Here is a 20,975-nt window from a genome sequence, read left to right as displayed (position 1 = left end):
TGCACAAAATAAGTTATACTTTTAAATAGATAGTTTAGACAGCCGTTACTCTGAGAATGAACACACTGGAGAGGGAAGTAATGTACCAATTATCCGAAGCATTAGCACAAGATATTGTGAACCGCATGATGAAGGACATTCCGTACAATATCAACATTATGAATGATAAAGGCATTATTATAGGCAGCGGGAATCCAAGCCGTATTGGCACAGAGCATCGTGGAGCCATTAAAGCGCTTGAGAGCGGAAAAATGGTAGAGGTATGGGAGGATCAGCGTTATGAAAAAAAGGGCACGAATGAACCCATCGTTATTAATCAAGTCCGCGTAGGCGTTATCGGGATCTCGGGCAGCCCGGAGGAGGTACGTCCCTTCTGCAGCATTGTAAGAACAACCGTGGTGCTTCTAATAGAGCAAGGGATGGCACTAGAATCGATGCAAAATGAAGCTAATCGTAAGAAGGCATTTCTAGAGGTCCTGCTAAATCATCAAGGGATTTACTCACAGAAGCTGCAAAAAAAAGCGCTCGCCTACAACATTGACCTGTTATTACCGACAACAATTCTCTACATCCATCATTCTGGGATGAATGCTGAAATTTCCAATATTCTTCTTATATATCCTTCATTTATTATCGAGGAAGATATATGCATCGTTCTCATGCAGGATGTCAAGGAGATCAAGAAGGTAATCAAGCAGCTGCTGCAAAGTCAGCCCCTGCTTAAGATCAGTGTTTCGCGTCATGAAATCCATATTGCTGACAGCTATGATCAGGCCAAGTCTGCGATGAGGACAGCCCGGGCCCTGCATCTCCCCGAACGAATTATTCTGTATGATCAGATCGAGTTCCTTGTGAAATTAAGCGAGACAGTGCTTAACGGCTCCGAGCATCTCATCACCAAGTTGGAGGATAAAGAGTCCGTGGATCTGCTCGATACCCTGAGAGTATACATCAATAACAATTGCAGTGTATCCGACACTTCCGCAGAGCTGAGCATTCACCGGAATACACTGCAGTACCGGCTGAAGAGAATACACGATTTAACAGGCAAGGATCCGAGAAATACGCTTGATCTATTTGAGCTGACTTATGGATTGCTTTCGCTATATAAGTAAACAAGGCATTCTCCCAGCCTACAAAAAAAGCACACACCGTGCACTTTTACACGGTGTGTGCTTATCTTTATTTATTTTCACCTATCGTACTTTCTCTTGATTGTCACTTCCGGCTTAATGTTAAGCCAGCTTCAAGATCCGACCAATGTTCTCACAGGTTCTCTCCACATTTTGAGGTCCTTCAGCTAACAGCTTCTCAATGTCTGAAGCGCCTGGCACGATGCCAAAGATTGCGTCAATTCCTTCTTCGTACAACACCTCAACACCTTCGCCGATATACCCTGCCAGTGCAATCACTTTCTTACCTTCCAGCTTGGCCGCCTTCGCAACACCATATGGTGTCTTGCCAAATTTGGTCTGGAAGTCCATACCGCCTTCTCCGGTGAAACAGTAATCCGCCAATGCCAGCTTGCTGCGAAGCCCCGTGTACTCAATCACGATATCGATGCCACGCTGCAGGGTTGCCTGGGTAAAGATAAGCAATCCTGCTCCAAGACCGCCTGCTGCTCCTGCACCAGGGATATCACGAATATCTTTGCCGAGCTGTTCTTTGACCACAGCTGCATAATTCGCAAGATTCGCATCGAGTGTGAGTACCATTTCAGGTGTTGCTCCTTTTTGCGGTCCAAAGACATGAGAGGCTCCCGTTTCTCCACACAGTGGATTTGTCACATCACAAGCCACGATGATCTCTACATCTGCAAGGCGGGCATCAAGCTCACTTATATCGATCTTGGCAAGCTCACCAAGACTTCCTCCGCCGCGCGGCAGTGTGTGCCCCTCCGTATCCAGAAACTTCACACCAAGTGCCTCTGCCATACCTGCACCGCCATCATTGGTTGCACTGCCGCCAATACCAATAATGATCTTCTTGATGCCTTGATCCAGACATTCCTTAATCAGTTCACCTGTTCCATAGGTTGTTGTAATCAGAGGATTCTTTGTTTCCTTGGTCACAAGATGAATTCCACTCGCAGAAGCCATCTCAATCGCAGCGGTCACACCATCCCCCATGATTCCGTATTTGGCAGTAACAGCCTGGCCCAGCGGGCCTAGCACCTCTTTTTCAACAATTTTACCCCCTGTTGCATCAACGAGAGATTGAACCGTTCCTTCCCCACCGTCTGCCATAGGAACATGTATATAAGTCGCTTCTGGAAATGCTTTACGCAAACCAGCCTCCATTGCTACACAGACTTCCTTTGCCGTCATGCTTTCTTTGAAAGAATCGGGTGCAAGCAAAAATGTTGGTTGTTTCATCCCTCTCACCTCATAAATTCATTTAATAATATTCACTTCACCTTATAAGAAAAATCCGTAGAGCAATGTAGCTACAATCGTCATCGTTCCACCGACAATCGCTTCATATGGCACAAGTCCCATACGCTGCTTAATCGACATGTTCATACTTCCTGCAGTAACATGGAAATAGTTACCTTGTGGCAGGGAGTCAATAACAGTAGCACCTGTGTGGACCATTGCTGCCGCTGCGAGAGGTGCTGTACCCATATTCAGGATCGCTTCACCGAATGATCCGGTTGCCAGAATAACACCTGTTGAAGTTGAAGCGGTTGCTGCTGCCATCAAAATACCTGCAATCGGTGCAAGGAAGGTACCGGAAATACCGGAAGCTTCGATAATACTTACAACCTGTGTGGATAGATCCGAATTCGAGATCAGTCCTGCAATACCACCTGCACCCAGCAGGATAAGAACGGTTGCGGTCATTTTATTAAGCCCGGATGCGGAGTAGTCCAGAATTTTGTTTGCTTTTCCCATCGCCAGCATCCCGATGATCCCTGCGATCGGCAGGATAAACATAGCGTCTACTTTAAAGCTGGCAAGCAAATCGATGCCCAAGATGGAACCGATCGGGTTAATCATCAGCAGGATGACAGCTACGAGCGGTGCCACAATGGCCGTTTTGAGCGGTGGATATTTGGAAGCATCCACTTCTTCATCATTTACCGCTTCTTCAGCCGACACCATTGCCCCTTTGTTCTTCAGCAAGGACGCTACGATAACGGTTACAGCTAGTCCAAACAGAGCAGGAATGAACCCTGCGATCATGACTTGACTCAAATCTAAATTAAATCCGTTTGCTGCTGCAATCGTATTCGGATTAGGAGAAATGATATTCCCTGCTTTACCCCCGCCTGAGAGCGCAAGCAAGAGTGCAATCTTCGAAATGCCCATTTTGTTACCCACTGACAAGGCAATGGGTGCAACGATCAGTACTGCGACTGGAATAAATACACCTACGGCTGTAATAATCATTGTGGCAAGTGCAAGTGCGAGAATCGCCTTGCCGCCGCCAAATTTTCTCACGATCGCCTGCGCGATCGTTTCGGCAGCACCGGACTCCATCATCACGCCAGCCAGAACACCTGCGGCGAGTACCCGGAGAACCGTACCCATAACACTTTGTGTTCCACCAACAAGCACATCAATCGTTTCTTGCAGATTGGCTCCACCAATCAATGACCCAATGATGGCTCCCAGAAATAATGCATACACCGGATTTAGCTTTCTCAAGATGAGGATGATCGCAATGGCAAGTCCGACGAGCGCCCCGATCCAACTGATGGTTAATCCGTCCATCTTTGTATGCCCCCTTATGTTTATTTATGAAATCGCTTTCTTGTTGAATACGCTTTCAGTATAAGATGAATTGAAGTTAAGATATATTGATAAACGGACGATTTTTATTGTGCAATTGCACAATAACACCTTCATTTTTCTTCCAATTAAAAAACGGAGCACTGCGCTCCGTTCTGATCATTCCCTTATAAGTAGATAATTATCTACTTAGGGAAGAATGATATATTCTCCGTCACCTAGAAAAAGAATAGGATCCGGAATCTCTTTCATAGCCTTCTTCACGACAGTCTCATAGGAAGCTGTACGATATCGGTTGCTATGAGGCAGAATTGCCGCTTCAAGCACACCGAGTCCACTAAATTCGGTCAACAGGGTCTCGTTCCATTCAGGATGAAGAATATCGGCATGCTGAATAGTGCTTCCGAATATCGCAGCCCCTGCACTTTGCCCAGATACCAGCTTACCTTCTGACAGCAGAAATGCCAGAATTTCATGCGCACCGGAATCTTTAACTCGAGCCAGCAGATATAAAGGGTTCCCCCCATTAATATGTACAATATCATAATTTAGCAATAAATTTGCAGGGTCTGTATCCAAATCCACATAATCGACCTTCGCAAAACCAATGGCGTAGAACAAATCTTTTGTTCTGACCGCGTGCTTGCTTTTATTTTTATATTGAACATCCGCCGTTGTTATAATACAAGCAGTTAAACCTGTCTTCACCTGGGGAAGCAAACTTAGAAATTGTGCCATTGTGTGCTTCGAATACAGTCCGCTCGCCGTTAGAAATAGCGGCATTAGTATAATCCCCCTGTCTAGTCATATAGGCAGTCTTCATGTGGCTACTTCTAGAAAAAGCATAATTTTGTAGGATTACATTGTTCGAGGTTACTGTGACTAATTAGATATTAGAACGGTTATTAATGTGAATGTTAACGGAATGGAGCGGGAAGCTTAAGATGTGTGGCAGGACCGAAAGGTTATAAAAAAGGTCCGATCCCGCCATGGGGAATGATCTGCAAGGTGTGTTAGGAAGCAACTCTTACTTAACCTGCTCTGGCTGGCAATCGGTCTACACGGGAATTTAAACCCCTGCTTCCTTCATGCGCTGGAGAATTCCCACAATGCGTAATCCTTCTACATCGCTGATCGTAATTCCATACTTCTCTTGAATGCGTGTGATTTTTTTGAGAAGGGCAAATTTAGAGTCACAAAAATCAAACAAGGATGCATCATCTGAAATGAACATGCCGTAGTATTCCAAGCCAAAGATCTCTTTGAAAAAAATAATGCCTTCCGGCTCCAATTCATTAATCTGGTCTACGCTTGCATATACGATGCCCGCCTTGCTTCCCGGTCTAGGAAGTTCTCCACCGCGAGCTAGATAGGCTTCAAAATTTCGTTGCAGATTCGCGCAAGCCTCTTCCTTCGTATCTCCTTCCCCTCGCATCCAGTACCAATTAAGTACTCTGGCTTGCCAAGGATACTTTTTGGAGTAGGAGTCTGACTCAGGTTGAATTTCTTGATTTATAATTTCAATCGGATAGTCACGAAGAGACCAATTTGACTTAAAGAAGGAAGCCGCCATCTTATATGCTGTTTTCCATGATTCTGTCAGTAATTGTTGTTTCATCGTTCATAACTCCCTCATTTATATGCTTGGGTGATATTATCCTCTATTATAACAAGCTCATACCTAATCTTCGAATGTTTAGGCCTGAAGATGAAGCTTGTATAGGTATTAGACAAAAAACCATCACATTTAACGAGATATTTAGAACTTTTTAATCATTTCCATTAATTTCGTAATCTATAATTTAGATGTTTATTTCTGATCTTCTTCATGCATTTTTTGCAGTTCCGCTTCTATCTCTTCATCCGAGGGCGGTGTATCTTTATCCGCAATATTAAGCTTCCGTTTGATTGCCTCCATATCGGCTTCCATGTCTTTTAATCTGGAACGATTCGATAGCGCAACCAATAAAGTAATAAACAAAATGATGAGAATAATCACCATGTTAGCTCCCTTCAAATAAACAAAGAACGCACCTCTAACAAGTTTGAACAAGTATAGTCTGGCTGCACTTCATTTTTTCTCATTTTATTCAATCGATTCAACCACACGGCAGCAATACCTGCATTCTGAGCTCCCTGGATGTCACTCTTTAGCGAATCTCCAATATGGATGATTTCATCAGCGGCCAGACCGCTAAGCGCAAGTGCCTGATAAAACATTTCGGGCCGAGGCTTATATGCTCTTACGCTTTCGCTCGTTATGATTCCATCCACTTCAATCCCGTGATAAGACGCAGCAGATTGGACGTCATATGTGTCTATATTAGACAGAATATAAGAACGAATCCCTTCTCTTCTCAGCCATTCTAGAAAAGGCACGGTATCCTCATAAAGTACGGGTTTCACCCAATGTTCGAACTGGGATGTGATCAGATCCTTCGACTTCCCTATTCCTCTTCTACCTGAAAGATCGAATCAACGATAATAGGCAGATTATCACGCACCGAAACGGCTCCAAACACAGACCTTGCATGAACACCTTTTTCCCCAAATACGTCAGACATCAAATCGGAGTAACCGTTCAATACCTTGTGATGCTCCTCAAAGCTCGGCTCAGCATTAACGAAACCCTGAACTTTAACGACTCTCTTGACACGATCCAGTGTACCAAGCGCATCTCTCACAACCGATAGGACCTCAATCGCCGCATCGCGGGCAAAGGTATAACCCTCTTCTGTCGTAAAATCACTTCCAAGCTTCCCCTTCGGGCTGCCAGATGGACCTTTGCCTGAAACAAACATCAAACCATTGACGATAACAACATTCGTATATTGCGCAGCCGGATTACTCGCCGCAGGAAGCTCGATTCCGAGATCTTGTAAACGCTCTTCCGTAGTTTGTAGTTGTGACATATAGATCGCCAGCCCTTCGATATAATATAGATGCTTCATAGACTGCTTCTTTCGTTCGATTGGATTCCCATATTATAACTTGATTGAATTAAATCTTCATCCTGTATTTCAGCTGATACGCCAGTCAACTGCCAGCTAAAGCTGCTATTTCTGATACAATGAAAATCAATGTGTATGTATCTTGAGTTATTTAATGAACGGAGGAATATCATGTCCCATTCCGAAACCAAACCTATAAAAATCACCAAACCAAAGCTTCCTAAGCAGCTCTCATTGGTTAAGCTTGCAGATTCCACCATTCTGGATCGCGCTGAAATTGGCCAGGTCATGTGCCAGGAGGAAGAGATCATGGATGTCATCGCCGAGAAAGTAACATTTGATCAGATGGTATTCGAGAACATCACCTTTAGCAGCACCTCACTTCTGCATGCAGAATTAACAGATGTCGTCTTCAAGAACTGTGATTTATCCAATGTGAACTTCAGCGACTCTGTCCTGCATCGAGTTCAGTTTACGCATTGCAAAATTATTGGGATTGACCTTACCGCTGCAACTATGCGAAATGTATCTTTTCAAGAATGCGCCGGAGATTATGCAACGTTTCGTTTTGCCAACATGAAAAACATCTCATTTCAGGAGTGCTCGCTCATCAAGTCGGATTTCTATCATTCCGAATTTGCCGGCATTGAGCTCATCGGCTGTATGATTGACGGTACACAGTTCACGGGTGCGAAGCTAAAAGGCATTGATCTTAGCCAAACGGAATTTTATAACCTCGGTGTGACCATGGAGGATTTGCAGGGCTGCATTATTGCACCGGCACAGGCACTTCTGTTCTCCAAAATATTTGGTCTCGTCATTAAGGAATAACTTCACAGAAAAAATAATTTAAAAGGTTTTTTATCCCTGTCAGATATAGATCAATGTTATATTATTACAATCATGGTTTTTCGCGTTTGCAAGAAAAGGAGTTATTCATATGATAGAAGCTATAGGAAAATACAACACGGCTAAAATTTTTACAGATACGATCGATGAAACGGCTTATGCTCAAGTCCTTGAGCTGTGTAATCAGAAGGCCTTTGAAGGTGTACAGATCCGGATCATGCCAGATACCCATGCAGGAAAGGGCTGCGTCATCGGATTTACGGCTGAGCTTGCAGGACGCGTCGTCCCTAACCTCATCGGTGTAGATATTGGCTGTGGAATGGAAGTAACCTACCTCGGACCGATCGATATCAATTTTGAAGAGCTGAATCACTTTATACGTCATAAGGTCCCTCATGGTCATTCCATTCACCAAAAAATCGTGCACCCTATTCATAAGCCCGTACTGGAGCAAAAAATTGAGAACATCGCAAGCAAAACAGGTACGGTCTATGAGAAGCATCTAAGAAGTGTGGGAAGTCTGGGTGGAGGCAATCATTTTATTGAAATTAATGAGGATTCTTCAGGTAACAAAATCTTGGTGATCCATTCCGGAAGCCGCAATCTTGGACTTCAGGTCGCCAAATATCATCAGAAAAAAGCAGAGCTCTACTGCACAGACCGCATCAAAGACCTGACCTATCAGCAGAATGAGGAGATCGGACTCCTCAAAAAATCAGGCAATCTTGATGCGATTCCTGCCGTTATGGAGAAGTATAAAGCACTCATGGAAGTGTACCAGGTTCCAAAACCGCTTATGTACCTCGAAGGGGCTGGGGCTGACGAATATTTAGCGGACATGTACGCAGCACAGGAGTTCGCTCTCTTAAACCGCCAAGGGATGTCGAGAGCCATTGCCGAGTTCCTGAATCTGAACTACCGTCAGCTGGAGAAATTCACAACCATTCATAACTATATTAATCCAGAGGACAAAATTATCCGCAAAGGCGCGATCTCAGCCAAAGCAGGTGAAAAGGTCATCATACCGATCAATATGCGAGACGGTTCTATTATCGCCATTGGCAAAGGCAATCCTGATTGGAATCATTCCGCCCCTCATGGAGCAGGCCGCCTGATGAGCCGATCCAGAGCCAAGGATATTTTGCATATGAACGATTTCAAGGACACGATGCGCGGGGTATGGACCTCATCCGTAAGCACCGCTACGCTGGATGAAGCACCCATGGCCTACAAACCAATCGAAGAAATTCTGGAGAATACGGTGGATGCATTAGAGATTGTAGAGATTATCAAGCCGCTGTACAATTTCAAAGCGAGTAATTAATTTGTCATTTAGAACAAATAGTACAGCCACTATGCTTCCAGTCTTGAGAGAAACGGTGCACTGATTTTTGAGTAAAATTCGACCCACAAAATAGGAATGCCTCACTCTCGTGCAAACTTGATTCGAGGTGAGGCGATAAAATTATTGCATTATTTAATTGGTAATTATAGTGATGATGTTTCTTTCAAGTAATTTACTAGTTCAGTAGAAGGTGTGGCAACCATTTTTCGATATTCATCAGTACGTTTTCCATTCGTATCGTATGATATTTTGACATAAACATTTTTATAAATATTATTTATGTTTTTGGATAGTTCCCCTTCTTCTTTCAAGACGTATCCCCGATATAAACTTAAACCAAATGGTTTCTCGTTTGGTTTGAGTATATTCTTTTTAACATTATCAGGATTACTAATTGAGATTAAATCATAGCTTTCTAAGTTATTTATCATTTCTGGTTCAAGAGTGAATGATATTGTGATATTTTCCATTTCTTCTTTTACATTATTAACTAAGACATCGTAAACGATCATATTAGCATCTTCACCGCTTTTAAAAGTTGAAGTTACCGTCAGATCATAATTTACTGGTTTCGAAGATTCAGAAGCTTGATCTCTAATAAAATCATCAAGCTTTTCTAATTCTTCTATCTCATTGTAGCCATTAGAATAAAAGCTTGTGTTAGTATTGGAAGAACATGCTGTTAACGTAAATATTATTATACATACAAGTAAATAAAATCTCGGATGAAATCTACTCATCATTTTCCCCTCACACAATGTGTAAAACAAGTGATTATGCTGCTGGCTGTTTTTTATCTGCTTCTTCATTGAAAATATAGCTCTCATAAAGCTACTTGAGCGTAAATCCTTTGCCTATAACAGTTTCCTTATCCAAGTCAACATAGACTACGAGATCACCCGAAGTATTCGTACCGGTATGATTGAAAGTCACAGCATAAACTTGATCATTGCCAACATTACTATACATATAGGAGTTGTTCTCCTCATTAACTCTTACTTTCTCTACGCTTGAATCCTTCGGGCTGGCAGGTATTAAAGCTTGTTCTTCATCTGTAAGGCTACTGAATGCCACCATTTCGATCGGTGTCTGTTCATGAGTTGAAATCAAACTGCAGCCTGCTAAAGTTGGTAAGATCATTAATAACAACGAAATAAAAATGTGTTTTTTTATCATCAACACTCTCCTTTGACTTCCTCAAAAGTCGTTCTTCAACCATAGACCCACGCTAAATATAGCCTCGTTGATGAAGGAGCTTAAGGTAGGTTGCGTAATTTTCATTACCTAGATGGCATTCTTCTTCTCGGAGGCCTCTTAATATGTATAATTCCTGCAGTAGCTGCTGGCTCATCCCCTGAAGTGTAAATCCGGTAATGTATTGTTTATCTGCACTTTCTATAATAATGCGAAGCAATCTGCCCTGCCTGATCTTTCTCCACAGCCGTTCTGCACCCGTCAAGGAATCCTCATCGGAAGGGACCGTTGCATGAATTGCCTGCATTTCTTTTATCATTTCTTGCTCTTGAGATGTAAAGATGGAGGATAGAATTTGACTGTCGTTCACATGATAGATTTTTACGATATGATTGTAATGGATTAGAGGGTCTTTTTTCAGGTCGGATACTTCCAATGGGTTCACAACAACAACACCATATTTACTTTTCAATAGATGATCTGCTTCCTGAAGAGTATACCGCAGCGGCAAATTAGATGCCTTAAACCGCTCATGCAACTCGCTGATTTCGATATCCACGTTTTCTATATTCAAGTAAACTCCCCCTTTGAACTACTTTATTTCCTCAAAGTGTTGATCATAGCAGCTTCAATCCTCAGACTAGAGCCTCACTAACTCGGCAAAAACATCAGAGGTTGTTCAAGCTCACATACTACCGTATTCATTTAGAAAGCGGAAGATGCCTGGCTCAGCACTTCAATAGTTCATTGACAGTCTTAGTCCACTGTCCTGCCGAATCTGCCAAAATGGTCTCCCATCCCATCTCTCTAGCAGGAAGCAGATTACGCTCTTGATCATCTACAAAATAAATCTCATCGCTATGCTCCAGCCTGCCGTGCAAAGCGTTGTAGATAGCAGCACCCGGTTTACACATCCCAACCTCACTCGAAATGGTACAGGATGTGATGTAGGGCATGAGCGGTGCCAATACAGGTGATAACCATTCATGTCTATGATTACTTAGAATATGTATGTTTGCTTTTTCAGACCATTTTGCTACCCATTCCGCAGCAGGCAATAGCCTCAAATGGGTTTGCAGCATTCGCCTCATGACCTCATCACTGTGGTCTATGTCACTGATCTGCCTTCTTATCCAAACGTAGAATTCCGCTTCCGAAACACGCCCAGACCATAACGACTCCCTGAGCTCTTCTTTAAATTTGCGAACAACACTATTGCCAGAGACTATATCTGATAACATCAGTTCACTCCAGTAGCTGGGCGACAAATTTGCCGTGATGACGCCTCCGGCATCAAGCACAAGCTGTGGTTTAGGGTTCATTGGGGTGATCATCCTCCCAGATATGATTAGTCCTCTTCAATTACTTCGGATCCACTTCAAGCTTGACTACATAAGTACCCGTACCAGCCGGCCATTCTCCGTAGATCACGATGAAATAGGTCCCCGGCTCAGAAGGGGTTCGGATCGTATTATCCTTTACAGGAATTGTGCTCCGCTCCATATCTGTCACTTGCGCGACCGAATACTCGGAAGGCTGAATAGAGAATGAGAGGATCATGTCTGTGCTTGGAGCCACTTTATATCCCTCATATTGATTGGCTATTTCCGTTGGTTCCGGCGCATCTGCTATCCCACTCGTCCAGACATACGAGCCTTTATGAAAGAGAAGCTCCTGCTCATCCAAGCGCCCAATCAGATCCGGAGGCTCCGTTAGAAAGAAGGACCTGGATGTGATGTAAATGACGGCAAGGAACAACAACACTCCCACAGAAATAAGCAGCCTCTTCTTCATTTTATTTTTACTCTCTCATATTTGGATACAGATTCTATCAAATTCTCAATCGTCCCTACAAATCGTTTGACTTCAGGCAAATGATAGAACGTACTGGACTGCTCCGGTTCATAGACATGTTCTGATTCTGAGTATATCCATACTTCCTTTCCTGTACCCAGGGCAATACCCAGCTCAATATGACTTCCCTTGCCTGCAGGCATCATCATAATGAACACATCGGAACGGATGACTCCTTCCATTTCCGCTTCTCCAATTGCAGCGAGCTCTGCATGCGTAGTAGCTTTCCCATGTCTGGTCCAATCATAGGTATGTGTATGCCCTCTCAAGACAAGCTGTTCAGCAGTGTAATGAACATGCTCCATGTTTCTAAAGCTCGAAGCAATATAGAATCTCATAAGTTCCCCCTGATACGTTAATATCTAACCATTAGATTATATTGAAAATATTGGATTTTATATTATATTCTACACGATTGTCTACAACTCAAAAACCCCCGCATTCACACGCGAGGGCATTCAAGCTGAAGCTTATATTCTAAATCACTATCTTATACATCTACAGCGGTAAAGTTACCAAAATAATAGAGCAAAAATGAAGCTAACAATAGAACAGCAACAATAATTCCAACAGTAATCTTCTTCTTGCGTTTGGTTAGGTGTTCTCTATTTCCTGCCATATGAAGTCTCTCCCTTAATTGTTCATCTTGATAGATATATAAACGTTTGAAGAGAGTTATAAACGAAGGCAGGACCGAAATTCATTCCATTCTACTTTCTTTTTGGTATGGAAGCCGTAATGAAATCCTGATCTTTAAACATTTTGGCAAGGTATAGCATCTGCCCCAAATGTTCTGAAAAATGCGTTGCACACGTAAGCAGAACTTCCAGGTTACTCCGTTCCTTATTCCGAATCACCTGTGTTTTCATCCAATCTTCTTCACTCATTCGCTCAATGGTTTGTCTAACATCTTGGTAAGATTCCTTTGTGATCTCGATAAGCTCATCTCTTGTACGGGATAACACATCGAATTCGGCGTCTCTGTCTCTCGTTACATCGGATCCCCGAATGCCTCGACGAATGCGTTCATCAATATTGCCGCTGATATGCACAACCAAGTTGGCAATGCTGTTGGATGCTTCATTGTAGCGATAGTTCACCTCATCATCATTCAACTGATGAAGCACATGCAAGGTTCTTTTCTCGATATCATCGAGCTTTGTACATAGCAGTTCTTTAAACAAATGAATATCCATTTAGATCATCCTTTCCTGCTCATCGGTGAATTTACAAGAGATAATAGCATCCTCCCCTGTTGCAGTCCATTCCTGAGCTGAGTATATTTATCTTTAGTTATAGAAAACAACGCCATTTCCCTCTATTTGATATATAATTTCTTTTAGCAATAATCATAGGCCGCACGAATAAGATATATCAGGAAAGGAGAGCTTGCTATTCGAACCTTGGTCATCAGTGATATTCATGGCTGCTACGATGAATTTAACGCATTGCTGCATACAGCAAATTACATACCAGAGCAGGACAAGCTCATACTCCTCGGCGATTATGTAGATCGCGGACCGAACAGCAAGGAAGTACTTAACCAAATCATACAGCTTCATCAGGATTATGGTGTCGTTACACTAAGGGGGAACCACGATCAGCTGTTCCTTGAGGCGATGCTGCTGCAGGAGGATGATCGCTGGCTAAAAAACGGAGGATACCAGACGGTCGAGAGCTACATGGGCCCTTCCTACTTCGAAGATCATTACTTTAACAAAAATGCCTATGCAGAAGCAAAGGCCTATATTATGGAGCATTATCCTCATCACTTGGAATTTCTTCAAGCCTTGCCTTATTACTATGAAACGGATACCCACTTGTTCGTCCACGCAGGCATTAATCCATTCTATGCAGATTTTAGAGAGCAGCCGAAGGATGATTTTATATGGATACGCGATCTCTTTCATGATCAGCCCACCAGTCTCGATAAGCCGGTTGTATTCGGTCATACGCCGACGGTGCATCTGCATGAATCTCCAGGCGTGTGGTTCCAGAAGGACAAGATCGGTATTGACGGTGCGTGCGCCTATGGCAAACAGCTGAACTGTCTCGAAATTACAGAAGACGGAACGTATAAGACCTACGCGGTCTACAAGGGAACCAAGCTTCCTGCAAGTACATAAAGCCTTCTATCTTGTTTAATCCTACCGTATAAGGGTACTAAAATGTTGTATGTCTCATTTTGACCTTAATTAGGAGGTGGATGCAGGTGGAGGAAAAGAAGCTCTTGCCTAAAGAGGAAGGCCTGGATCACAGCTTAAGTGTGCTGCGTGAAGGCTACCTATACATAACGAATCGTACAATCGGATTCCAATCGGATATTTTTGAAACACGCCTTCTTGGTGAACGCGCAATCTGTATGCGGGGAGAGGAAGCTGCGAAGCTGTTCTATGATAATGATAAATTTGAAAGAATTGGTGCTGCACCGAAGCGGGTCATCAACACTCTTTTTGGTGAAGGCGGCGTTCAATCCTTGGACGGAGAAGAACATCATCATCGCAAAAACATGTTCATGTCCGTCATGTCCACAGAAGCCCTTGCCCAAATGCGGACGATCACTCGCAAGCATTGGGCCCTTGCCGCTCAGCGGTGGGAGACTATGCCGAAGGTACAGCTCTATGAGGAGGCACAGGGGCTCCTGTGCCGAGCTGCCTGCGAATGGGCAGGCGTGCCTTTGCGAGAAGGCGAAGCACAAGAAAAAGCAGCCTGGTTTGGCGCCATGATTGAAGCCACCGCTGCGATCGGTATCAAGCACATGAAGGGGAAGAACGCCCGCTCTAAGACGGAGAAATGGATTAGTGACCTAGTTGAGCAAGTCCGTACAGGTGAAATAGAAGCACCCGAACAGAGCACACTGCACACGTTCGCCATGCACCGTGATCTGAAGGGAGAGCTTCTCGATTCACAAACAGTTGCCGTAGAAATCATCAACATCCTGCGCCCGATCGTCGCGATCGCTATATATATCTGCTTCACGGCACTGGCGGTCATTCAGCAGCCTGAGGAGCGCAAGAAGCTGGCGACGGCAGAAGAAGACTATCTTCAGAATTTTGTGCAGGAGGTACGCCGTTTCTATCCCTTCTTCCCATTCCTGCCTGCACGCCCAATCAAGGATTTTACTTGGCAAGGGTACGGATTCGAGAAGGGTGTTCTTACTCTCCTTGATCTGTACGGTACGAACCATCACCCGGATCTGTGGGATAATCCTGAGAAGTTCAGACCGGATCGCTTCCGGAATTGGAATGGAAGTCCATTCAATTTTATTCCGCAAGGCGGCGGAGATCACTATACAGGACACCGCTGTGCCGGTGAATGGATCACTATCGAAATCATGAAGGAAAGTCTCGATTATCTTGCGAACAAGATGGAGTATGACATCCCTCAGCAGGATTTGAGCTTCAGCTTTCATGAGATGCCCTCTCTGCCGCACAGCCGCATCGTCATGATCAATGTGAAGGCAGTGTAGGGGATATTTTAAGCAGTAAGGTTACTGTAGAAAATAAAAAGATGGACGTAAACTTTTCTACGTCCATCTTTTATTTTCTGGCTTAATTCAACTTAATGTTGATTTAGGCTCAAAAATGGGAGTTACACTCCCGAAGTTACTTTTTTCTTTAATTTTGACTCAACTATAAGAACGAAAGGGTATGCAACTATTAAAATGAGGGTGCAAAAAGTAGATTTTTCAAAAATGTCTCGAAACTTATCCTGAGACCAGCCGTCATCACCAATAATTGAGTACGCCACTTGATTTGATATTCCAATTCCATCGTTTGCTTCTGGAATTTGGCTTTGAGTGTAGTTTTGAGCAAGACAAACAACAGCTACTATGGATAAAACAATAGCTAGGGCGAAACCTTTAGAATATGGATTTGAAATCCTGACTTTTCTAAACGTAAATATTGAGACAATAATAAAAATGAGAGATACAAACATAAATAACATCCTCACACCTCCGTTCTTACAATGACTGAAATGAGAAGATCCCTGCAATGACAGCAATCACATACCCTAGAAAAATCAGTAAACCGATGATGAATAGAATTCTAAACTTTCTGGTTCTTCCATCTAATATTGCTCTGTTTTTCATCAAATTATTGCTCCTCTTCCCTTGATCTCCACAAGCCTCCTCTACATCGCTTAAATCCACCTTCTATGTAAAATGATTCATGCTGATCTGCAAAAGTTACAGTTACTATAGGTATTCGTGCATCCTCTGCCGCATGCAGCAAGGCCTGAACCAACTGCTTGCCCAGGCCCTGTCTCTGAAAATCCGGATGAATCATAATATCCTCCATATAACCATGCTCGAGTCCTGTCCCGGTAATATAACCAAATGCAATAAGCCTGCCGTTCATATCTCGTGCACTTCCCCATAACAAACATCGCTTGAACAAAATCGGATAATCCTGCTCTCTCCTGTCCCATCCGACAGACTGCCGCAAATCAGGCACTTCATGATCTTGAATCGAATTATTAATTAAAATTGTAACTACAACAGAATCCATAGCTGCTTCCTCCCTTTTCGCTAATCCTAAAATATGAGGGGGTCCTTCAGTTCCGACCATTGCATTAAGGGTTTTCCCAGCTTATTTAGGGTAATCGTCCCCACCATAATGTGCTGACTGGAAGGACTGGTGAGGTAGTGCTCCAGCATGAAGCTATTAATTCTGGACATTGTGAGATGAGGCAGTTCCTTTTTCGGTACCCAGATCAGCTCTCCTTCATCACAAGCTGCTAGATCTACCATATCCGTTTTACCAAAGTACACATACTGGAGTCGTATCTCGCTATTCTTGATTCGATGTAAAATATACTTCAGCTCTAAATCTATGATATCCTTGCTCTTGATGCCGGACTCCTCATACACTTCACGAATACACGCCTCTTTGGGATGAGACAGCTCCTCCGGTTCGAGATGACCCCCGAGTCCGGTCCAGAAGGCCTCGTCATGAAGCCGGCTTCCTAATCTTTTTAGCATAAGCACTTTATCCTCGTTAAACAGGTACGCTGTTGCCATCTGCCGAACTTCCATAGATCTTCCTCCTAACTACTTCAACAATTTCGCAATACTGCCGTTAACACCTAATCTGCTGGCAGCTTCTATGTATACATCCGGCGCAGGCTTTCCTTTGGGCACTTCCTCTCCATAACATACTCCCTTTTGAGAATAGAATATAGCGCAGCATCTACCGCTGACTTATTCTTCATCAAGCCTTCGCGTAGAACCCCCTCTTGCTTAAATCCGGATTTATCTAGCAATTGTCTTGAAGCGCTATTATCAACATGGACTAGGGCCTCTACTCTATTTAAAGCCATCTGTTTAAAGCCATAAGTCAATATTGCAGAGACGGCTTCTTTCATGAAGCCCTGACCCCAGTATTCTGGGTGAAGATCATATCCAATCTCCGCCTTTAGATGCTTCTTCTTCAAGTTATGATAACCGCATGTACCGATCAGTAGATCAGATGATTTCAACGTTATGCCCCAGCGAACCACCTCTTGCCGTTCATATCTGTCCTTCCAATTCTGAATTAATGCAAGAGCCTGATCTCGATCATCGAAGCTCTCCAGATCATAATATCTCGTTACTTCATCACGGCTGAAATAGGCAAATAAAGCTTCTACATCGGTATACTCAATCGACCTAAGAATAAGTCTATCTGTTTCAATCACAGGTAAGGTAAAAACCATAGATTTAATCCTCCCTTGCATATGGGCATGGTTATTTCAATAGCGGCTGATACATCATCAATGCGTGATTCTCGGTAATATACTGGTCGTCTACAAGCTCCTCATGAAGATTAAAGACCCGCCTGTGCAGAACATTATGGCGCATGTAACCTCCCCAATATTCTTGAGTGATTTTATGCTCCTTCTCATAGACTTCATATTTAAATTGTTGTGGAATTACACTGTTCCAGCTGCCGACGAGCTGTTCTTCTGTCATATATAGCTTTAGCTGATAAGGAAATGTAGTGGGGTTATATATTCGCAGGTCCAAATAATTATAGGCACAGGTAGCTCCGCTTCCGAATGGCTGACTTCGGTTAGAATCCGGAAATACATCATAGCTGTGTCTGTGACGCTCGGTGACCACCAGTGGCGTGTGAAGAGTGATCCAGTAGATGAGGTTAGACAGCTGACACAGTCCGCCGCCTAGACCGGGCTTAAATCCCCCGTAGAAGAGAACCATGCCCTCTACATATCCTTTTCTACGGGATGGGTTGCCAATCCGCTTCCAATAGGACAAGGTCTCTCCTGGATGAATAATGATCCCATCGAGCTTAGGAATCGCAATCTCCAGATTCTTAATCTTGTTGAATTGAAGCCACATCTCTACATTCTTCAGGCGGCGAAGGAGCGGGGTCTGGTGTCTCGCCAGTTCATGAGGATAAATCGTGCTGCTCTGTTCTTTAGCAAAATTAGTCCTGCCAAAGTACCACTCTGTATATCGTTTTGATCGATAATAGGCTGTACCCAGCTTGATGCGAAGCTTCGATCTTGGAACAGGTTTCAAATGATCCCCTCCTCTAACCTCATTTAGACATCTCTTGATACAACAGAATGACAACCCTAGAAAATCGTATTCAAAAATCCTACAGTATTTACTTTATACACCGTGCCATCTTCTAAGAGCTTATATTTTATCTCACGCTTGGTGAAAATCATGCCGCTAAAGGTAGTCCCAGAATCGAGAATCATTTGTCCGTCTTTCACACAGCCAAGTCCATCCAGGTAATTATATTGATCACATGAAATACCGTGTTCCTCATGCAGCCAAGCATAATAATCTTCTTGTGTTGGGCAGGTATAGGCTAGAATAAGTAACAGCATTAGGACGGCAATGATGACATTCCTGACTCGATTTGTTTTCACTTTGATTCGTTTATTCATGGTGACTTCGCTCCTCGATGATGATGATATAGTATAGACGCTTGCAATATGAGGAGAGTTGCGAAAAAAAAGCTCATCCCGCTTCTAGAGTTCTTCGTACGAAACCCTTAGCGTTTTGAGCTATCCCTTTTTTAGTTACGTACGACTTCGGTTCCTGCAATAAAATCATGAAGGGAGCGCTTATCCTCTCGGATCGCTACCATCAGCACACTGACAATCGTTCCGATTCCAAACGTGATTGCATAGACCAGACCGGAAACAACGTCTCGCAGCAGCATTGTACCAATCCCGGGAGGTCCTTCGTCCGATACCTTGCGAATCTTAATTCCGCAAATGTATTTCCCTATGGTATACCCTCTCCAAAATACAGGCAGAAGCAAGGAATACAGAAAGCTAACCGTATCATTCAGCCAATTCTCTTCTACGTCCCCAACAATGAAAGAGGTCACAAATGCCAACGGAATACCCACAATAATTGCATCTAGCAAAATAGCTCCAAAGCGAATCCAAAACCCAGCCTGCTCGTTTACCATGCCATCACTCCATTCGTAAGCATCTTCTAAGATTGTATTCAGAATGATCATTCTTAATTTACAATAACGATGCGGCAGAGGTATAAGTTTCGTTTGAATAAAAAAAAGCATCATCCGAATCAGATGAGCTTTTCTCATAATGATGGAGCAATCATTGTTAACCCCAACGACGGTTGGCGTACTTCTCCACGAATTGTCTAAATTCCGTTTGCTGCGCAGTGTTAGCAAATCCTCTTTTCGGAACACCAATGCCCTGCGTATCATTCACAAACACATAGAAGTATTGAGGATCTTCACGAAGATGCGCTACCTTGCTCCATGGGTAATTCGTTTGGTTAATCGAGGTTGTTTCCGTAAAGCCCTGATCGTTTACTTCAATCGTATGCTCACCGATAAGGCCTTTGTTCGTCTTCACATGTCGCTGCACCTTTAGCTTCACAGAAAAAACAACATAGAGATCCGCAAGTATCCCAATAAGCAGACCTAGTATTATCGAGACCTCCCAAGATCTGCCGAGCACTTTTAATGCAGCGCACATCAGGATCGGCAATAGGATCATGACCAGGAGGATCATATTCTTAAATTGAGGCATATGAAACATCACATACTTATTGAGCTTCCAATAATCGTCTTTTGTAAAATCTATGCTAATCTTCATCTACAGTACTCCTCTTGCCTATTCAAGATTCAAACCAGTGACAGCTCGCTTCTGCCAACTCTTACAATGATACTCTATTGTAACTGGGTAGCACCAGTATTTTAAGAGATTGCTGTGGCAATAAATTTTTCCTATGTGATCATTGGTCTATAGAGTCCTGACGAGGTGCCCGCATTTCTTCATCTCTTTTTCTCAGATATTCATTCATCTCTCTTAATTCTCTTAAGATGAGCTTGTTATATCTGGTGTTCTTGGAATCATCAATTGCCAGCTTAATGATGAAAAAAGTAATAATAACCCCTATAATCCAAATAATAATACTCAACTTAATCCCCTTTCCCTGGTACCCTTGTTAGTTTTGATCACTTGGCATTGTACTTTTGAACTCTTCCCAAGCTTCAGTGGGCCCAAATGCATATCCGTCCATTATACTGTATTTGGTATCAAAATCATCGGATTTAATCCATATCGTGCTGAAATCCTTCGAAATATGAATGGCCCCTGCCGTCCGTGGCACTTTGTCTTCACCCCATTGCACTATGTGATGAATATAATCCGTACCATCCAGGTCTGCCGTGATGGGATATGTCAAATCCTGATCTACTGTGACACTACCGACAATTCGATGCTCGCCGGAGAGCCGTTTATACCGCACACCTTCTATATGGATCGTTGTATTCTGCTTATATGAATCTTCTGTGGAATAAATTAAGCTATCGAATGTCCGCTCATACGGAGTTCCCCGATGATACAGGACAAGGCCAAGGATAACTAGGGCAAGACAGGCGAAGATAACATATTTCTTATGTGGGGTGACTTGATTTGCAGTAGAAATGTTTGACCCTCCTCTTTAGAATTGCACACTAAAATGGCCAAAATGATGTACCCCGGTTCCGAATTTAACAAGATCGTTCTCTTTCATGTACGTTGTCGCTCTCGTTACTTCCTCTAAAATGC

The 20,975-nt window shown here is 43.2% G+C and carries 31 protein-coding genes; 5 read left to right on the top strand and 26 right to left on the bottom strand.

All coding sequences use genetic code 11. The annotated features are described in order from the left end of the window. The first annotated feature begins 80 nt into the window (after positions 1–80). Positions 81–1,115 carry a CdaR family transcriptional regulator gene (locus tag ACFSVM_RS04235; protein WP_379260635.1) on the top strand — a complete coding sequence of 345 codons (1,035 nt, stop codon included), beginning with the start codon at positions 81–83 and terminating at the stop codon, positions 1,113–1,115. Between the two features lie 120 nt (positions 1,116–1,235). On the opposite strand, the gene ACFSVM_RS04230 is transcribed toward ACFSVM_RS04235, so the two are convergent. From ACFSVM_RS04230 to ACFSVM_RS04200, 7 genes are all read right to left on the bottom strand, one after another. Then, entirely contained in the window at positions 1,236–2,375 is a 1,140-nt protein-coding gene (locus ACFSVM_RS04230) for a glycerate kinase family protein (protein WP_379260633.1), read from the bottom strand. 42 nt (positions 2,376–2,417) lie between these two features. After that, a complete protein-coding gene (locus ACFSVM_RS04225) occupies positions 2,418–3,716 on the bottom strand; it encodes a GntP family permease (protein ID WP_076311785.1) in 1,299 nt (432 codons plus the stop codon). 207 nt (positions 3,717–3,923) lie between these two features. Continuing rightward, positions 3,924–4,517 (bottom strand): Type 1 glutamine amidotransferase-like domain-containing protein, encoded by a 594-nt coding sequence (locus tag ACFSVM_RS04220; RefSeq protein ID WP_090723508.1) that lies wholly within the window; start codon positions 4,515–4,517, stop codon positions 3,924–3,926. A 286-nt stretch (positions 4,518–4,803) separates the two neighbouring features. Continuing rightward, the gene (locus ACFSVM_RS04215; protein WP_047910109.1) at positions 4,804–5,352 is read right to left on the bottom strand and encodes a hypothetical protein; all 549 of its coding nucleotides are present in this window, start codon (positions 5,350–5,352) and stop codon (positions 4,804–4,806) included. Positions 5,353–5,544: 192 nt separating this feature from the next. Then, positions 5,545–5,736, bottom strand: coding sequence for a hypothetical protein (locus ACFSVM_RS04210; protein WP_076311787.1), 192 nt, complete (start codon positions 5,734–5,736; stop codon positions 5,545–5,547). A gap of 11 nt (positions 5,737–5,747) precedes the next feature. Further along, positions 5,748–6,140 (bottom strand): HAD family hydrolase, encoded by a 393-nt coding sequence (locus ACFSVM_RS04205; protein WP_256209581.1) that lies wholly within the window; start codon positions 6,138–6,140, stop codon positions 5,748–5,750. Positions 6,141–6,181: 41 nt separating this feature from the next. Further along, complete coding sequence (locus ACFSVM_RS04200) at positions 6,182–6,685, bottom strand: RidA family protein (RefSeq protein ID WP_256209582.1); 504 nt, start codon at positions 6,683–6,685, stop codon at positions 6,182–6,184. 171 nt (positions 6,686–6,856) lie between these two features. Between ACFSVM_RS04200 and ACFSVM_RS04195 the strand changes: the two genes are divergently transcribed. Continuing rightward, positions 6,857–7,516 (top strand): pentapeptide repeat-containing protein, encoded by a 660-nt coding sequence (locus tag ACFSVM_RS04195; protein WP_090723511.1) that lies wholly within the window; start codon positions 6,857–6,859, stop codon positions 7,514–7,516. A gap of 109 nt (positions 7,517–7,625) precedes the next feature. Further along, entirely contained in the window at positions 7,626–8,858 is a 1,233-nt protein-coding gene (locus ACFSVM_RS04190; protein ID WP_090723513.1) for an RtcB family protein, read from the top strand. 164 nt (positions 8,859–9,022) lie between these two features. Here the strand turns inward: ACFSVM_RS04190 and ACFSVM_RS04185 are convergent, their stop codons facing one another. From ACFSVM_RS04185 to ACFSVM_RS04150, 8 genes are all read right to left on the bottom strand, one after another. Beyond that, positions 9,023–9,688 carry a hypothetical protein gene (locus tag ACFSVM_RS04185; protein WP_090723514.1) on the bottom strand — a complete coding sequence of 222 codons (666 nt, stop codon included), beginning with the start codon at positions 9,686–9,688 and terminating at the stop codon, positions 9,023–9,025. A gap of 22 nt (positions 9,689–9,710) precedes the next feature. After that, positions 9,711–10,055, bottom strand: a complete 345-nt coding sequence (locus tag ACFSVM_RS04180) for a hypothetical protein (protein WP_379260627.1) — start codon at positions 10,053–10,055, stop codon at positions 9,711–9,713. 52 nt (positions 10,056–10,107) lie between these two features. Then, positions 10,108–10,647: a hypothetical protein gene (locus ACFSVM_RS04175; RefSeq protein WP_090723516.1), complete on the bottom strand. Its 540-nt coding sequence runs from the start codon at positions 10,645–10,647 to the stop codon at positions 10,108–10,110. Between the two features lie 154 nt (positions 10,648–10,801). Further along, a complete protein-coding gene (locus ACFSVM_RS04170; protein WP_090723519.1) occupies positions 10,802–11,395 on the bottom strand; it encodes an HAD-IA family hydrolase in 594 nt (197 codons plus the stop codon). A 40-nt stretch (positions 11,396–11,435) separates the two neighbouring features. Continuing rightward, complete coding sequence (locus ACFSVM_RS04165) at positions 11,436–11,867, bottom strand: hypothetical protein (protein WP_090723521.1); 432 nt, start codon at positions 11,865–11,867, stop codon at positions 11,436–11,438. Beyond that, positions 11,864–12,265 (bottom strand): nucleoside 2-deoxyribosyltransferase, encoded by a 402-nt coding sequence (locus tag ACFSVM_RS04160; RefSeq protein WP_090723523.1) that lies wholly within the window; start codon positions 12,263–12,265, stop codon positions 11,864–11,866. The genes ACFSVM_RS04165 and ACFSVM_RS04160 overlap by 4 nt, the downstream gene beginning before the upstream one ends. 152 nt (positions 12,266–12,417) lie before the next feature. Next, the gene (locus ACFSVM_RS04155) at positions 12,418–12,546 is read right to left on the bottom strand and encodes a hypothetical protein (RefSeq protein ID WP_256209584.1); all 129 of its coding nucleotides are present in this window, start codon (positions 12,544–12,546) and stop codon (positions 12,418–12,420) included. Positions 12,547–12,637: 91 nt separating this feature from the next. Next, positions 12,638–13,123 carry a DinB family protein gene (locus ACFSVM_RS04150; RefSeq protein WP_379260623.1) on the bottom strand — a complete coding sequence of 162 codons (486 nt, stop codon included), beginning with the start codon at positions 13,121–13,123 and terminating at the stop codon, positions 12,638–12,640. A gap of 207 nt (positions 13,124–13,330) precedes the next feature. Here ACFSVM_RS04150 and ACFSVM_RS04145 point away from each other — a divergent pair, with 207 nt between their 5' ends. Together ACFSVM_RS04145 and ACFSVM_RS04140 are read left to right on the top strand one after the other, a co-directional pair. After that, positions 13,331–14,053: a metallophosphoesterase family protein gene (locus ACFSVM_RS04145; protein ID WP_379260621.1), complete on the top strand. Its 723-nt coding sequence runs from the start codon at positions 13,331–13,333 to the stop codon at positions 14,051–14,053. A gap of 80 nt (positions 14,054–14,133) precedes the next feature. Beyond that, positions 14,134–15,396: a cytochrome P450 gene (locus ACFSVM_RS04140; protein ID WP_379260619.1), complete on the top strand. Its 1,263-nt coding sequence runs from the start codon at positions 14,134–14,136 to the stop codon at positions 15,394–15,396. Between the two features lie 122 nt (positions 15,397–15,518). Here ACFSVM_RS04140 and ACFSVM_RS04135 read toward each other — a convergent pair whose 3' ends face one another. The 11 genes from ACFSVM_RS04135 to ACFSVM_RS04085 all read right to left on the bottom strand — a co-directional run bounded on the left by ACFSVM_RS04135 (position 15,519) and on the right by ACFSVM_RS04085 (position 20,673). After that, entirely contained in the window at positions 15,519–15,875 is a 357-nt protein-coding gene (locus tag ACFSVM_RS04135; protein ID WP_256209587.1) for a hypothetical protein, read from the bottom strand. A gap of 16 nt (positions 15,876–15,891) precedes the next feature. Beyond that, positions 15,892–16,020: a hypothetical protein gene (locus tag ACFSVM_RS04130; protein ID WP_379260617.1), complete on the bottom strand. Its 129-nt coding sequence runs from the start codon at positions 16,018–16,020 to the stop codon at positions 15,892–15,894. A gap of 4 nt (positions 16,021–16,024) precedes the next feature. Next, positions 16,025–16,438 carry a GNAT family N-acetyltransferase gene (locus ACFSVM_RS04125; RefSeq protein WP_090723529.1) on the bottom strand — a complete coding sequence of 138 codons (414 nt, stop codon included), beginning with the start codon at positions 16,436–16,438 and terminating at the stop codon, positions 16,025–16,027. A 26-nt stretch (positions 16,439–16,464) separates the two neighbouring features. After that, the gene (locus ACFSVM_RS04120) at positions 16,465–16,965 is read right to left on the bottom strand and encodes an NUDIX domain-containing protein (protein ID WP_090723530.1); all 501 of its coding nucleotides are present in this window, start codon (positions 16,963–16,965) and stop codon (positions 16,465–16,467) included. A gap of 68 nt (positions 16,966–17,033) precedes the next feature. Then, a complete protein-coding gene (locus ACFSVM_RS04115) occupies positions 17,034–17,624 on the bottom strand; it encodes a GNAT family N-acetyltransferase (RefSeq protein ID WP_090723532.1) in 591 nt (196 codons plus the stop codon). A gap of 31 nt (positions 17,625–17,655) precedes the next feature. Next, a complete protein-coding gene (locus tag ACFSVM_RS04110; RefSeq protein ID WP_090723533.1) occupies positions 17,656–18,450 on the bottom strand; it encodes a VanW family protein in 795 nt (264 codons plus the stop codon). 56 nt (positions 18,451–18,506) lie between these two features. Then, the gene (locus tag ACFSVM_RS04105) at positions 18,507–18,827 is read right to left on the bottom strand and encodes a hypothetical protein (protein WP_379260613.1); all 321 of its coding nucleotides are present in this window, start codon (positions 18,825–18,827) and stop codon (positions 18,507–18,509) included. Positions 18,828–18,958: 131 nt separating this feature from the next. Further along, positions 18,959–19,360, bottom strand: a complete 402-nt coding sequence (locus tag ACFSVM_RS04100; RefSeq protein WP_379260611.1) for an RDD family protein — start codon at positions 19,358–19,360, stop codon at positions 18,959–18,961. A gap of 157 nt (positions 19,361–19,517) precedes the next feature. Further along, complete coding sequence (locus ACFSVM_RS04095; RefSeq protein ID WP_379260610.1) at positions 19,518–20,018, bottom strand: YcxB family protein; 501 nt, start codon at positions 20,016–20,018, stop codon at positions 19,518–19,520. Positions 20,019–20,157: 139 nt separating this feature from the next. Beyond that, on the bottom strand, positions 20,158–20,343 hold the full coding sequence (locus ACFSVM_RS04090) for a hypothetical protein (RefSeq protein WP_090723536.1): 186 nt from the start codon (positions 20,341–20,343) through the stop codon (positions 20,158–20,160). Between the two features lie 27 nt (positions 20,344–20,370). Beyond that, complete coding sequence (locus ACFSVM_RS04085) at positions 20,371–20,673, bottom strand: hypothetical protein (protein WP_076311799.1); 303 nt, start codon at positions 20,671–20,673, stop codon at positions 20,371–20,373. Positions 20,674–20,975 lie beyond the last annotated feature (302 nt).

This window comes from Paenibacillus shunpengii (assembly GCF_042684905.1).
Classification (GTDB): Bacteria; Bacillota; Bacilli; order Paenibacillales; family Paenibacillaceae; genus Paenibacillus; species Paenibacillus shunpengii.
This window is presented reverse-complemented; position numbering and strand designations above follow the sequence as displayed.

Coding starts and splice junctions, on each gene's coding strand:
- ACFSVM_RS04230 (WP_379260633.1), bottom strand. CDS start 2,375: ATGAAACAACCAACATTTTTGCTTGCACCCGATTCTTTCAAAGAAAGC.
- ACFSVM_RS04130 (WP_379260617.1), bottom strand. CDS start 16,020: ATGAAAAACAGAGCAATATTAGATGGAAGAACCAGAAAGTTTAGAATT.
- ACFSVM_RS04105 (WP_379260613.1), bottom strand. CDS start 18,827: ATGAATAAACGAATCAAAGTGAAAACAAATCGAGTCAGGAATGTCATC.
- ACFSVM_RS04215 (WP_047910109.1), bottom strand. CDS start 5,352: ATGAAACAACAATTACTGACAGAATCATGGAAAACAGCATATAAGATG.
- ACFSVM_RS04160 (WP_090723523.1), bottom strand. CDS start 12,265: ATGAGATTCTATATTGCTTCGAGCTTTAGAAACATGGAGCATGTTCAT.
- ACFSVM_RS04210 (WP_076311787.1), bottom strand. CDS start 5,736: ATGGTGATTATTCTCATCATTTTGTTTATTACTTTATTGGTTGCGCTA.
- ACFSVM_RS04220 (WP_090723508.1), bottom strand. CDS start 4,517: ATGCCGCTATTTCTAACGGCGAGCGGACTGTATTCGAAGCACACAATG.
- ACFSVM_RS04115 (WP_090723532.1), bottom strand. CDS start 17,624: ATGGTTTTTACCTTACCTGTGATTGAAACAGATAGACTTATTCTTAGG.
- ACFSVM_RS04120 (WP_090723530.1), bottom strand. CDS start 16,965: ATGGAAGTTCGGCAGATGGCAACAGCGTACCTGTTTAACGAGGATAAA.
- ACFSVM_RS04150 (WP_379260623.1), bottom strand. CDS start 13,123: ATGGATATTCATTTGTTTAAAGAACTGCTATGTACAAAGCTCGATGAT.
- ACFSVM_RS04235 (WP_379260635.1), top strand. CDS start 81: ATGTACCAATTATCCGAAGCATTAGCACAAGATATTGTGAACCGCATG.
- ACFSVM_RS04225 (WP_076311785.1), bottom strand. CDS start 3,716: ATGGACGGATTAACCATCAGTTGGATCGGGGCGCTCGTCGGACTTGCC.
- ACFSVM_RS04125 (WP_090723529.1), bottom strand. CDS start 16,438: ATGGATTCTGTTGTAGTTACAATTTTAATTAATAATTCGATTCAAGAT.
- ACFSVM_RS04170 (WP_090723519.1), bottom strand. CDS start 11,395: ATGAACCCTAAACCACAGCTTGTGCTTGATGCCGGAGGCGTCATCACG.
- ACFSVM_RS04200 (WP_256209582.1), bottom strand. CDS start 6,685: ATGAAGCATCTATATTATATCGAAGGGCTGGCGATCTATATGTCACAA.
- ACFSVM_RS04135 (WP_256209587.1), bottom strand. CDS start 15,875: ATGTTATTTATGTTTGTATCTCTCATTTTTATTATTGTCTCAATATTT.
- ACFSVM_RS04095 (WP_379260610.1), bottom strand. CDS start 20,018: ATGAAGATTAGCATAGATTTTACAAAAGACGATTATTGGAAGCTCAAT.
- ACFSVM_RS04155 (WP_256209584.1), bottom strand. CDS start 12,546: ATGGCAGGAAATAGAGAACACCTAACCAAACGCAAGAAGAAGATTACT.
- ACFSVM_RS04190 (WP_090723513.1), top strand. CDS start 7,626: ATGATAGAAGCTATAGGAAAATACAACACGGCTAAAATTTTTACAGAT.
- ACFSVM_RS04100 (WP_379260611.1), bottom strand. CDS start 19,360: ATGGTAAACGAGCAGGCTGGGTTTTGGATTCGCTTTGGAGCTATTTTG.
- ACFSVM_RS04185 (WP_090723514.1), bottom strand. CDS start 9,688: ATGAAGAAGCAGATAAAAAACAGCCAGCAGCATAATCACTTGTTTTAC.
- ACFSVM_RS04195 (WP_090723511.1), top strand. CDS start 6,857: ATGTCCCATTCCGAAACCAAACCTATAAAAATCACCAAACCAAAGCTT.
- ACFSVM_RS04165 (WP_090723521.1), bottom strand. CDS start 11,867: ATGAAGAAGAGGCTGCTTATTTCTGTGGGAGTGTTGTTGTTCCTTGCC.
- ACFSVM_RS04140 (WP_379260619.1), top strand. CDS start 14,134: ATGCAGGTGGAGGAAAAGAAGCTCTTGCCTAAAGAGGAAGGCCTGGAT.
- ACFSVM_RS04180 (WP_379260627.1), bottom strand. CDS start 10,055: ATGATAAAAAAACACATTTTTATTTCGTTGTTATTAATGATCTTACCA.